The organism is Kiritimatiellia bacterium, assembly GCA_025054615.1.
Taxonomy (GTDB): domain Bacteria; phylum Verrucomicrobiota; class Kiritimatiellia; order CAIVKH01; family CAIVKH01; genus JANWZO01.
In genome coordinates this window covers 130,181-143,155 of the sequence record JANWZO010000002.1, presented here as the reverse complement: position 1 = coordinate 143,155, position 12,975 = coordinate 130,181, and the positions used below count along the sequence as shown (strand labels likewise).

Annotated in this window: 8 protein-coding genes; 5 read left to right on the top strand and 3 right to left on the bottom strand. The window is 62.9% G+C overall.

The window, feature by feature from the left end:
* Positions 1-5 precede the first annotated feature (5 nt).
* The 4 genes from NZ740_01540 to NZ740_01525 all read left to right on the top strand — a co-directional run bounded on the left by NZ740_01540 (position 6) and on the right by NZ740_01525 (position 3,957).
* Positions 6-1,070, top strand: coding sequence for a glycosyltransferase family 4 protein (locus NZ740_01540; protein ID MCS6770691.1), 1,065 nt, complete (start codon positions 6-8; stop codon positions 1,068-1,070).
* A gap of 115 nt (positions 1,071-1,185) precedes the next feature.
* Positions 1,186-1,767, top strand: a complete 582-nt coding sequence (locus NZ740_01535) for a sigma-70 family RNA polymerase sigma factor (protein MCS6770690.1) — start codon at positions 1,186-1,188, stop codon at positions 1,765-1,767.
* Between the two features lies 1 nt (position 1,768).
* Positions 1,769-2,044 (top strand): hypothetical protein, encoded by a 276-nt coding sequence (locus NZ740_01530; GenBank protein ID MCS6770689.1) that lies wholly within the window; start codon positions 1,769-1,771, stop codon positions 2,042-2,044.
* 47 nt (positions 2,045-2,091) lie between these two features.
* Complete coding sequence (locus tag NZ740_01525; protein MCS6770688.1) at positions 2,092-3,957, top strand: sugar phosphate nucleotidyltransferase; 1,866 nt, start codon at positions 2,092-2,094, stop codon at positions 3,955-3,957.
* A 10-nt stretch (positions 3,958-3,967) separates the two neighbouring features.
* Here NZ740_01525 and NZ740_01520 read toward each other — a convergent pair whose 3' ends face one another.
* From NZ740_01520 to lysA, 3 genes are all read right to left on the bottom strand, one after another.
* Positions 3,968-6,325 carry a DUF2961 domain-containing protein gene (locus NZ740_01520; GenBank protein MCS6770687.1) on the bottom strand — a complete coding sequence of 786 codons (2,358 nt, stop codon included), beginning with the start codon at positions 6,323-6,325 and terminating at the stop codon, positions 3,968-3,970.
* Positions 6,326-6,562: 237 nt separating this feature from the next.
* Positions 6,563-7,282, bottom strand: a complete 720-nt coding sequence (locus NZ740_01515; GenBank protein MCS6770686.1) for a sugar phosphate nucleotidyltransferase — start codon at positions 7,280-7,282, stop codon at positions 6,563-6,565.
* A 68-nt stretch (positions 7,283-7,350) separates the two neighbouring features.
* Positions 7,351-8,601 carry a diaminopimelate decarboxylase gene (gene lysA, locus NZ740_01510; GenBank protein ID MCS6770685.1) on the bottom strand — a complete coding sequence of 417 codons (1,251 nt, stop codon included), beginning with the start codon at positions 8,599-8,601 and terminating at the stop codon, positions 7,351-7,353.
* Between the two features lie 200 nt (positions 8,602-8,801).
* Here lysA and NZ740_01505 point away from each other — a divergent pair, with 200 nt between their 5' ends.
* Positions 8,802-12,956 (top strand): carbohydrate-binding protein, encoded by a 4,155-nt coding sequence (locus NZ740_01505; GenBank protein MCS6770684.1) that lies wholly within the window; start codon positions 8,802-8,804, stop codon positions 12,954-12,956.
* Positions 12,957-12,975: the final 19 nt, after the last annotated feature.

Below are 12,975 nucleotides of genomic sequence, written 5' to 3'. Positions count from 1 at the left end.
CCCGCATGCGCGGCATCCACCAGATTACAGCGGGATACGCCAACGGCGACGCCATCAGCAACGAGGCGCGCGTGCTGCGGGCGATGTTCCGTTCCTGGGGCGCGCCATCCGACATCTTCTGCGAGACCCGGCGCACCCTCCCCGAGTTACGCCGCGACGCGCGCGACCTCGCCGAGCTCCGGTCCGCTGTTCAACCCGGCGATACAGTCATCCTCCACCTGTCCATCGGCTCGCCTGCGAATGAGGCCTTCGCACAACTAGCCTGCCGAAAAGTAATCCTTTACCACAACATCACCCCGCCGGATTTTTTTCGAGGCATCCAGCCCGAGATCGAGTCGCACCTGAAGCGCGGGCTGGAACAGATTCGCGCCCTCCGGAATGCAGCCGACATCAACCTTGCAGTCAGCGCCTTCAACGCGCGCGAGCTGGAGGCGATGGGCTACCGCGACGTCCGCGTGATGCCGATGCGATTGGACCGCGCTCAGTGGGAGGGACCCGCGGACCCCTCCGTCCTCCGCCGTTTTCGGGATGGCAGGACCAACGTACTGTTTGTCGGACGCGGCGCCCCGAACAAACGGATCGAGGATCTGCTACTCGCACATTTTTTTGTCCAGAACTACGTCGACCCCGACGCTCGGCTGATCCACGCCGGTTCCTTCGCCGGACTCGAGCGGTATCATGCCCTGCTGCTTGCGCGGCTCGCCGAACTCCAGTTGCGCAACGTGGTCTTCGCCGGCTCTATCCCGGCCGCCGCCCTGCGCGCATACTACCAGTCGGCGACGGTCTTCCTGTGCCTCAGCGAACACGAGGGGTTTTGCATCCCGCTCATCGAAGCGATGGCGCATGGCATCCCTGTAATCGCCTACGCCGCAGCCGCTGTCCCCGAAACCATGGACGGGGCCGGCATCCTCCTCCGCGAAAAACGATACGAGGTTCTCGCCGAACTCATCGGCCGGATCGCCCGCGACTCCCGCCTCCGGCAGGCGATCGTCGAAGGCCAGAACCAACGGCTTGCGCGTTATCTCGGCCAGGACTTTGAGGGCCGCTGGCGTTCGATTCTCGCGGCGTGACCGGTGCGAAACCGACCGTACGGCGCCCAGGTGTCGCTTCCAAAGGATCCGCACGTTCCAAATCTTGACCTCCCCGATGTTGCAAAACGACGGCGCGATGGATTACCAAAGCGGCATGACTGAATCGACCGGGTTGAATCCTGAACGATGGGTGGATGAGCACGCGGATTTCCTTTACCGGTACGCCCTGACCCGAGTGCGCGACCACAGCCTCGCGGAGGACCTCGTTCAGGAAACCTTCCTCGCCGCCATGAAATCCGCACCGCGCTTTCGCGAGGGACTTTCGGAGCGCGCCTGGCTGATGGGCATATTGAAACACAAGGTGGTTGACCACATCCGCCGCGCCGTACGGGAAACCATCGTGGACCAAACCGAAGTGCTGGAGCTGGAAAAAAGCAAACTTTTCCAGTGGGCCGGCATCCCGACTCTGCGACCGGAAAAATGGCACGTCAACCCCCGGCGCGCCTTCGAGCAGAAAGAGTTTTGGGCGGTATTCCAGGAATGCCTCATGAAGCTCAAGCCCCGCGAGCACCTCGCATTCACCCTCCGCGAGCTGGAAGACCAGGACACGGACACCATCTGTAAGGAGCTGAAAATCACCCCGAATCATCTCTGGGTTATGTTGCATCGAGCAAGAAATTCACTGAAGGCGTGTATCGAAGCCAAGTGGACCCGAAGAAATCAGGGCTCTCGCTAACATGTGGCGCTGCAAACAGGTTGCTGATGCGCTTGCGCGATACCACTATTGGGAATTGCCGTGGGCGAAAAGGGTCGGGCTCAAACTGCACGTCGCCCTCTGTATCATTTGCGGCCGCTTCCATCGCGACGTGATGATGATGCAGGATGCGGCCCGCCATTTTCACCATCATGAGCAGGACGATGATCCCGCCCTGCGGATCCCAATGCCGGAAGAGGCCAAGCGTCGCCTGAAAGAAAAGATCCGCAATCCATCCGATCCGTCGCTGCAATCCTGACTGCGCTTCGAGCTCTAAAACTGGACGATCCGCCCGCAATCTGCCCCATGTCGATTTGCCCGTCCGGTTTTCCTTCGAAAGCGTTTATCCTGGCCGCGGGCTTTGGTACTCGGCTCCTGCCCCTGACGCGGACTCTCCCCAAACCTCTCATCCCGGTCCTACAGACGCCCAACCTCGAGCGGCTGCTCGCCATGCTGCGGAGATGGGGCGTTCGGGATGTTCTCATCAACCTCCACCATCGTGCGGACCGCCTCTTCGAGCATGTCCGCGCGCGCAAACCGGACGGGTTGCGTATCGCGCTCTCGTTCGAGCCGGTAATTCTTGGTACCGGCGGGGCGCTGCGCCGGGCCGAGTGGTGGTTTGCCGGCAACGAACCGGTCTGGGTCCTCAACGGCGATGTTGTGATGGAACTCGACCCCGCACCACTCTGCGCGGCATATGATCCCGCGCGCACCATCGCCGTGGCGTGGGTCCACGGCGCGCTGGGCCCTCGAACGGTCGAGGTCCGCGAAGGCCGGATCGTGAACTTTGCGTCCACCGCTCCAGGCTCGCCCGGCACCTTTACGTTCTGCGGCGTCCAGCTCGTCAATCCCCGCCTGCTCGATCGCGCAAAGGGCTATCTCGCCGCGGATGAACGGTTCGAATCGATCATTTCCGCCTATCAGCGCGCGCAAGCCGACGGCTGGACGGTGGCGGCGGTGGAGTCGCCCGGCTCATTCTGGGCGGACATTGGCACTCCCCAGCAATGGATCGCCTGCACCCGCGCCCTACACGGTGACTCGGATTTCGTGGACGCGCACCCCACGGCGCGCATCCATCCGCGCGCGATCGTCCGAAACGCGATTATCGGACCCGACGCGATTCTGGGGCCCAGCGCCCGTGTCGAGGGCGCGATTGTCGCCGCCCGCGCGCGTGTGGATGTAGCCGTCCCCCGCATGGCTCTGCCCGCGGCGGACGCATTCGATCCCCCCGCGCTTCACGCGATCCAGTCCCTCGGCTGGGATCCATCGACGGTCACGGCGCTGCCGCTCTCCCCGAGGGGCTCGGCGCGCTCATTCACACGCCTCGCCCGCGGCCGTGAAACAGCGATTCTCGTGCAGTACGACCCGGCCCGAATCGAAAACACCTATCACGCCCGGCACACCCGCTTTTTGCGTGCCCTCCGAATTCCCGTCCCGCGTGTGCTCGTGGATCGGCCCGCCGATTGCATCGCGGTGTTTGAAGACCTCGGCGATTGTTCTCTGCTGGACTGGCAACGCGGACGTCCGCCGTCCGAGGTGGCCGGGATGTACCAGCGCATACTGCGAATTGCGGAGAGATTTCATCGGCGCGGCGCGGCCGCCGCGCGGGAGCGAGGCATTCCGCTGATGCCGGCTTTCCGGCCGCGACTGTATCGCTGGGAGCGCGAATATTTCGCCGAGGAGATGCTCCGAAAACGGGAGAGACTCCCGCCGGAACGGATCGCGGAAATCCTGCGCGAACTCGCCGGCATCGCCCGGCGCCTCCAGCGCGCATCTTCTGTGTTGGTCCACCGGGACCTGCAATCCAGCAACATCCTAATTCGCGACGGCGCCCCTTGGCTGATCGACTACCAGGGTATGCGGTTCGGACCCGCGGCCTACGACGTCGCCTCTCTGCTGTGCGACCCGTACGTCGAGCTACCGGAGGCGCTCATCGGGGAGCTGCTCGAAGACTACGCCCGCCGCAGCCAGGAACCGGAACAGGTGCGCGAGCTGTTCTGGCACGCCGCGATTCAACGCCTCGCTCAGGCGCTTGGCGCCTTTGCGAAACTCGGATCACAGCCCGATACGCGGGAATTCGCCGCGCACATCCCCGCGGCAAAACGCATGATGCTTCGCGCCATCCGCCACGCCGGCGGGTTTCCCGCGCTGCGCGCGTGGTGCGAGACGTAATGCAGAGCGCTCATTCCGGCAGGCCGGTCAACAGCGGCGCCATTGGGGGCAGACCGTTGACGGGCAGCCGAATGTCCTGCCGGAAATACCCCCTGCCCTTGTGATAGCCCCAATCCTCGGCGCGTCCCGAGAAGGTCTTGCTGCCGAACCACACGAATGCGTTCGGCACACTGCCGATAAACGGCGCATCCGGCGTGCCCCGGAGCAGGTCGCGGTTCAGCATCGGCTGCCAGGCCGTCGTATCCCCCTCCAACTGGTTCCACGCGCCGGACACGCGCCGGGCACGCTTGGTTTCCAGTCCAGATCCGGTAAAGCCCGTATGCGTGCGTAGCCCGAACTGGACCCACGGCTCCTGGCGCACCATCGTCGCGTCCACGCAAACCACGGCCGTGTCGCCCGTCAGCTCCACCCCCGCCACCTGCCAGGCGATCGGATGATCGGTCCGCGCCACGAGCCGCCCGTTGAACCAAAGCTGGGCCTGCGCGTTGGCATTGATGCCGACGAGCGCGCGGTTCGTCGCGGCGTAAAACCAGGCCAGCAGCTCGGCCTGCCGCTTCGCTTCCTCGCCCTGTTCGCCCGCAAGAAACGGGCCCAACACATCGTCCGCCACCGATTCGCCCATCAGGCGCCGATACTCGAGATCGCGCAGCGCGTAGACCCCGCGGTCCAGCGCGTCCGGAAACCGCTCCAAATATTCGGCGATCAGCGCGCGGGCGCGCGATAGGTTGTTCATCCGCTCCAATTCCGTAAGCTGCAGCATCAGGTTCGCCCATTCGAACCGGTTCGGGACTGCGCGGCGGTCCTCTCGCCGCGCTGGAACCGGCTGTACGGCCGCGGGCTCGTCAAGATAGGCAAACGCCACGCTCTGAAACCACGCGCGGCTGACATTCTGGTCGCCGCGCTCAATCACCATCCGCAACGACGTCGAAAAGCGGACCGGATCAACCAACTGATGCCGGTACTGCGCGACGCGGAACGGCGCGCGGTCGAAGATCCCGTGAAACGCAGAAAACGCCGCGCAGCGGTAGTACCATCCGCCGTTGAAGTAATCTTCGAGCCCGGTACCGCGCCAGGAAGGTCTAGGCTCATCATCCACAAAAATCGACTCGTCCCCCTCCAGCAGCCACCAGGAATCGTCCTGCGGCGTTCCCTGCGCGCCGGTCACGCCGAGAAACGCCCCCGCGAACAATCCTGACCCGGCGAACGACGCGATTGTGTGCGGCAGCCCGGCATCGGGGCCGGTCCGCCGCCACTCCGCATGGAAATATCGCGGCTTTACGCCAGGCGGCAACGGCTGCGGCTCGGCGCGGAAGCCGGCCCGGATCACGCGGTCCGCGCCGTTGAACACGCTGATCGAGGCGGATCCCGTAAAGGCCAGGGGAAATCCGCAGCGGAAGGCATCGGGCCCCGCGCCGATCAGCAAAGCTCCGTAGTCGCGACGCCGCCACGCGCACCCAAAAAAGTCGCCCACCGGCGACTCGACGCTGGGCGCGGAGCGGCCGTCGTATCGAATCCGCAATACCGCGTCCTGCAGAAGCGCCTCGCGCTCGGCCTGAGTCCACCCGCTATCCTCCGCCGGTCGAATGTCCAGAAACCATTCCTGCGCCAGCGCCGGACCCTGCAGCGCGGCCACCTCCACCTCCTGCCCCGGGTCAACGCGGACCCACGTGAGCTCTCCATCCGGCGCCGGCCATTCCACTGCGCGCCTCCACTCAGCGGCCACCTGCGCCCACGCAGCGCGATCCTCCTCGGAAAGCGCGCGCGGGAAGGTTTCCACCCTCGTCCCTTTAGGCAGGTCTTCCACATTGAGTTGAAAGAAAATGCGGCGCGGTCCCCAAAACGGATGCGTATTTGGCGCCTGCGTCTCGATCCGGAGCGAACGCTGATAGGTCAGCGGCACATAGCTGAACCAGCACAAATTCAAGTACATCGCCAGCGGAGGCTGGAACGGGAACTGCCCGCCGAACACGGAATCCACATCGCCCTCGATCCGCGGCGTTTTCTCACCGTCGAAATAAAAACGATACCGGTGGCCCGGGTCGGCTCCCGTTGTCCAAAACCGCCGCACGACGCCCGGCCCTCTAAGCTCGGCGATGGTGACCCATCCCGGTTCGGTGCCCGGCCCGGCGAATTGATTGAAATCGTCATTGCCGCCGCGCGGGTCGGCGGTGGAAATCAGTCGCGTTCCTCCTGCATCGCCCAGCGCAAGCCGGAGCACATTGGTCGTATCGGCCAGGAACTCGCGCCAGGGCCGCTCCGGGGCCGCCGCGCGCGGCCCGCAGCTCGACACCGACAGGGCTGCCGCCAGCGCCAACGCCAGACGCACCACAGCCGAGCTCAGGTCCACTCCGCGAAATTTACAGAGCATGGAAAGCCTCCTCATGCATGTTTCCATACGATGGAAATTTTTTCGGCGAAATTTCCATGGCATGGAAATTTTTCCCGCGAATTTTCCATGGCATGGAAAATTTTTTGGCCGATTTTCCATGGCATGGAAAATTTTTCCGCGAATTTTCCATGCGATGGAAATTCGGCGCGGCGCCTCCGCCGCGAACGCGATGGTTTTCCCTCGCGAACGGGTCGCTCAAGGGCTGGCGAGATCGGGTCAGCGAGCATGGAACCGTTCGGGGTGAGCGGCCATCCAGCGTTCGAGCGTTTGGAGGCCGTCGGGTGTGCCCATGTCGAGCAGCGGCGGGTCGACGGGGCGCGCGCGGAGACGGCCGGCGGCGGACAGCGTGGGAAAAAAGTCGGTTTCCATTGAGAAGGGAACCCCGGCTGGGCGAGCTTCGAGGGCGGCGCGCCGGAGCCGGTAGACGCCGCCGTTGACCCAGCCGGCGGGGCGGTCGGCTTTTTCGAGGAAAGCGAGGATCCGGCGGGTCGCGGGATCGAATTCGACCGTTCCATAACGGCCGGGGGCGTCGATTCGGGTGATCGCGATTTCGCCGTCGAGGTCTGGTGACAGGGGCTCGCGGAGCCAGGCGGCGAGCTCGAGGGCGGGGAGAAAGCTATCGCCGTTGAGCGCGAGGATTTCATCGCCCGGGACGTGGTCTAACGCGAAACGGAGCCCGCCGCCTGTGCCGAGCGGCGTTTCCTCGCACGATACGGAGAGGCCGTCGCCCAGGCGAGAAGCGGCCCAGTCGAGGATCTGCTGAGCGCGGTAGCCGGCGGCCAGATGAATGCGCGTGACGCCTTGCGCGAGAAGCCAGCCGATCATCCATTCAAGAAACGGGCGGCCGCGAACCGGGACCAAGGCCTTGGGGCGGTCCGGGTAGAGCGCGCGGAGCCGGGTCCCAAGCCCACCGACGAGGAGGATCGCGGGAAGCATGGGCGGACTATATCTGCGGAGGCGGCGCGGCGAAAGGGGAGAAAGGAAAGGCGCTCAGCCCAGCGACCTTACCACTGGGGGATCCGTTCGCCCCGAATGAGGTCGTCGAACGTCTCTCGAGCGCGGATAAGCTCGGCGCGGCCGCCTTCGACCATGACTTCGGCGGCGCGGGGGCGGCTGTTGTAGTTGGATGACATGGAGAAGGCGTAGGCTCCAGCACCACGAATGGCGAGGAGATCGCCCTCCTCCACGGCGGGCAGCTCGCGGTCCAGCGCGAAGAAATCGCCCGATTCGCAAACGGGCCCGACGACATCGCCGAAGACCGTTCCACCGGCCTGGCGTACAGCTTCGATGTGATGGTAGGCCTGATAAAGTGGAGGGCGGATCAGGTCGTTCATCGCGGCGTCGACGATGATGAATTTTTTGGAGGGGCCGTTTTTGACGTACTGCACTCGGGTGACGAGTAGGCCCGCGTTGCCGACGAGGAACCGGCCCGGCTCCATCATGATTTGCAGGCCGAGCGGGGCGAGAGTGGGCGCGACGGCGGCGGCGTAGGCTTCTGGGGTCAGAGGGACCTGGTCGGACCGATACTGGATGCCAATGCCGCCGCCGATGTCGAGCAGGCGAAAGGTGGGATAGCGCGCCTTGAGTTCGGCGCAGAGTTCGGCGGCCTTTCGCGCGGCTTCGGCAAACGGCTCGGAGCTCAGGATTTGCGAGCCGATGTGCATGTGAAGTCCTGCTATTTCGAGGCCGGGCAAATGCGCGGCGCGCTCGTAGAGGGCGCGCGCGCGAAGCAGGTCGACGCCGAATTTGTTCTCTTTTTTGCCCGTACTGATGTAGGTGTGGGTGCGGGGGTCGACATCCGGATTGACGCGGATGGCGATGCGTGCGGTGGCGCCCATCCGCGCGGCGCGCGCTGAGATGCGGTCCAATTCCGGTTCTGATTCGACGGTGAACAGGAGGATCCCCTCGCGAAGGGCGGCATCGATTTCGTCAGCGGTTTTGCCGACGCCGGCGAAGGAAATTTTTTCCGGCGGTATGCCGGCTCGTCGCGCACGGAAGAGTTCGCCCGCGGAGACGATGTCGGCGCCGGCTCCCTCCTGGGCGAGCGTGGCAATGACCGCGAGGTTGGAGTTGGTCTTGACCGCGTAGCAGATCAACGGGTTGAGCGGGGCGAGGGCGCGGCGGAGGGCGCGGAAGTTTTCGCGGATGGCGGAGCGGCTGTAGATGAACAGCGGAGTGCCATAGTCGCGGGCAAGTGCCGCAACGGGGATTTCATCCGCATGCAATTCGCCATTCTGGTATTCAAAGGGATTCATCGGCCTTGTTCACGAGGTTCGCCGCGCCCGGCGGGCGTTTACACGGCGGTTGGTTTTGTTTCAGATCATGTTGGATCGGCGTTGGATATGCCAATTTTTCGGTTTGGGTCAAGAAATGGCAAAAAATTTTTTATAATTACCTTTACGGTAGAACTGAAGCTGGTGTAGCGTTTTACTAAACAAATTAAGTCGGAGCAGACATGATCGATTCTCGGTTGGCAGCAAAGTATACATGGGCAGGTATCATCATTTTTGTCGGTCTGGTTGCCGGAGCGGCGGCCAATCCGAATGTGCATGTCACCCGCTTTTGGCACAATCATCAGCCCTTGTACTGGCCGGACTGGAACCGGAACGGATCTCAGACGAATCGTGGGCAGTATGCATGGGACTCGATCGTGCTGAAGCCGACCCAGAATTTCAATGGTCTGAGCACCAAGCAACATCCGGAAAACAATCTCACGGATATATTCGGCCTGGACGACCGCCGGAACGCCTATCAGAACCGGCCGCGCGATTCGCTCGCCACGTTCAGCAGCCAGGGCGGGTTCGCGCTGAGTTACTCGGGGTCGCTGATTGACAACGTTCGCCAACTGGGCGCGGGGGGCCATCTCGGCTACAGCAGTGGCTGGTGGAACGGGAATCGCGAGGCGCGGACGTGGCTGACTCCGTCGGGGTCGAGGCGGCTGGACCTGGTGGGGTTCACCTACCACCATTCGCTGGCGCCGCTGCTGCCCAAGCCGGTGTTGCGCAAGGAAATCCAGATATTCAAGCAGGCTTGGTGGAAGGCGTGGAATGGGAACCCAAATCTCAGTGACCACTCGAAGGGTTTTTTCCCGACGGAGATGGCGTTTTCGCGGCACCTGGTGGATGTGTTGGTCGACGAGGGCTACGAGTGGGTGATCGTGGCGAGCCACCACTTGAGCCGCACGTGCCCGACATATTTCAACGTCGTGAACCCGACGGGGACATGGAACATTTATTCCAGTCCCCCGAACCGTGCCGACCTTCTGGGTCCTTCGCCGACGACAGGATGGTGGTATTCCGAGCCGAACCCGGGGAACGCGGCATGGAATGTCGCGCCGTATGCCTACCAACTCCACCGCGTGCAATACATAAATCCGGAAACCGGCGCGCAGAAGACGATGATCATGGTGCCGTCGGATGACGTCCTGAGTTACCGCTATGGGTACGCGAACGAGGGGATCGGCAAGATTGGCGCGTTCATCTCGCCATTCGCCACGAATTCGGCCCGGCCCGTGATCGTGATGCCGGCGACGGACGGCGACAATGCGTGGGGCGGCGGCTACTCGTCCTGGATGGAGGCGACGCCGCAGTTTTTCAACGACAGCGCGGCGGCGGGCTACAAGCGGACCACGCCACAGGATTTCGTGAACCAATTCGGCGCGGCAGCGCCAATCGTTCACATCGAGGACGGCGCGTGGATCTTTCCCGAAATGGATTATGGCTCACCCTATTTCCTCAAATGGATCGAGCCGCCGCTGCTGGGAACCGGCGCGACGAATCGCTTTGCAAACACCGGCACGGATTTCGAAACGCCGGGCTTCTCGCTCAAGTTTTTCAGCTATGCGCCGCTGATGGCCGGCGCGAACTGGGTGGAAACCGCCGAGCAGATTCACAAGCAGCTCTACGGCGCCAACTCTGTCCAAGCGTGGAAGATTCAGGCGCCCTACGACTGGGACGGGACCTGGACCGGCGCAAACGTCGCCGAGCTCGGTTGGCACATTTACCTCAAGGGTCTGGATTCCGGCTTCAATTACTATGGCGGCCTTGGGAATGACGACGAGGTGAAACCGGGCCTGGCGACGAAGAACGCGATTCAGATGGTCAAGCCGTTCGTCGACGCGAACATTAATTTGGATCAGACGCCGCCGACCGTGCTGAAGCCTCAGCGCTTTCCATGGAATCCCGGCGGCTGGACGTTTGGATGGTTCAACCGGTTCGGCTCAGGGACGAATTTGAACTTCCTCAAGAAGATGTCGACCTCGGAGTTCTATATCTGGACGCACGCGTATGACGTGAGCGGGATCACCAGCATCGTCGTCAAGGTGCGCAAGGATCATGACGGCACCAATTCGATGGCGACAACCCATAACGAAACCTATGCCGGCGGGCCAGATGTCGGTTCGTGGCACACGATTCCGATGACGAAACGTGAACTGCCGAAGACCCGCTCAGCGCTCAACGCGCGCGCCGCCAACAGCGAGATCGATTATGTCGTGTTTGACCCGGCCTACTGGCCGTCCCCTATTATCGCGGACTACTATTTCGTGCGCATCACCGACGCCAACGTGCCGGGTTTCCGCGGCAAGCTTCTCGATTACTACATCGAGGCGATTGACGGGCGCGGCAATGTCCACAGGTCGGAAATCCAGCACGTGTTCGTCGAGGACGATGGGGCTGGCGCTCCCGCGGCACCCGAAGTTTCCTTTTCCGCCGATCCGCGAGATTGTGCACCACTCACGGTGACGTATCGCGCAAATGAAGGCCCGCTCAGCAATGTGGCGCCGGTGATCCTTTGGAGCCGCTTCTCAAACAGCGGTCCGTTCACCTCCGTGACGATGACGACGTCCGGCGGCACGTCCACCTACACCTTCGCCACCGTGCCGGACAACGCCCCCGTTTTGCAGATCTATTTTCAGAACAGCTCCGGCACGCTGACAGACAACAACAACGGGGCGAACTACTCTACCTCGATTCGCGACTGTGAGGCGCCGACCGGCCCGTCGACGGTTGTCTTCTCGAATGCGCCGGCGTGCCAGCCGGTGACGATCTCCTATTACCCGAATGCCGGTCCACTCCAAACTGCGACGCAGGTGTTTCTGCACCTCGGCTACAATCAATGGAGCACCGTCATCCAGAGCCAGGCGATGACCAAGATCACCAACAACCTCTGGCGCATCACGGTCACGCCACCGGCGAGCCGGACAAACATTAACATGGTGTTCCATAACGGCCTCGGCGTCTGGGACAACAACAACGGGCAGGATTGGCACTTCGCGCTGAATCCCTGCAACCCGCCGACCATCCCCAACGGCCTGGTGATCACAAATCCTCCGGCCACCACGACTGTCAGTTACGACGTCACCGTGTTCACCGTGCAGGGTACGGCGGGGCCGGATCTGCAAGGGTTTCTCCGCTGGAGCAACAGCCTGAATGGCGCGACTGGTCTTTTCTCGCACGCGTCGCAATGGTCGATTGCGAATGTCCCGCTAGCCGTGGGGACGAACCTCATCACCGTCACGGGCACCAATTCCGGCTTTTCGTTGACGACGAACGCGGCTGACCGCGGAGCAAATGCGGCCTACCAAGACGGATGGCAGGCCGGCGACAATGGCGGTTCCGGATTCGGGCCATGGTCCTTCCACAACAGCTCATCGGATCCGAACCGCAATGGCCAATTCATGGCCACCAGCGCGGCGGTCAACATCGGCACGCCCGCCTGGGGTCTCTATGCCAACAACGGCCATGTGGCCGACGTCCGTCGGCCGCTGCCGGTGCCGCTCTCCGCGGGCCAGACGCTGCATGTGAAAATGGACAACGGGTTCATCAACAACGGTGGCGGGGTTGGAATCGCTCTGTGGAACGCCCAGAGCAATCTGTTGTGGGAGTTTTATTTCAACGGCGGTGACCAAAACTACAGTATTTCCGGCGGTTCTACCGACGTCGGCTGGACATCCGGCGGTATCGACATCGAACTGACGCTGACCGGCCCGACGAGTTGGGTCGCGCGGATCACGCCGCTCGGCGGCTCCACGCGCACGAATATCGGCCATTTCGTCCCCCAGGCAAACATGACGGCCGCCCTTTTCCGCGCATGGAACTATAACGCAGGCTCCGGCTCGGATTACGACTTCTTCCTCAACGACCTCCGCATTACTTCCCCCGGCTCTGGAAGCGGGTCGAGCACGAGTGCCACGGTGGCGATCATTCGGCTGCCTGGAATTTCCGATGCGGATGGCGACGGGCTCTCCGATGCATGGGAGACCGCGCACTTTGGGTGCGCAACCTGCGCAGTCTCCAATGCCGACTCTGACGGCGACGGCGCAAGCAACCTTGAGGAATTCATCGCCGACACAGTGCCGACGAATTCGCTCTCGGTCTGGATCCCGGTCATTCCTGCCATCGCCGGAACCAGTGAAATGCAGATCTGGGTGCCTAGCCCGACGACAAACAGCCGCATCTACGAGGTCTGGTGGTCGACCAATTTGCTCAACGACCAATGGGTGCCGATGGGCTTCCACGCGTCCGGCCAGCCGAATGGCTCGAGTTTCCCCTTTACGGTGACCAACACTCAACCGATGCGCGTATACCGCATTGGGGTTCGGCTGCCCTGACATTCGCTTTACGCTATTC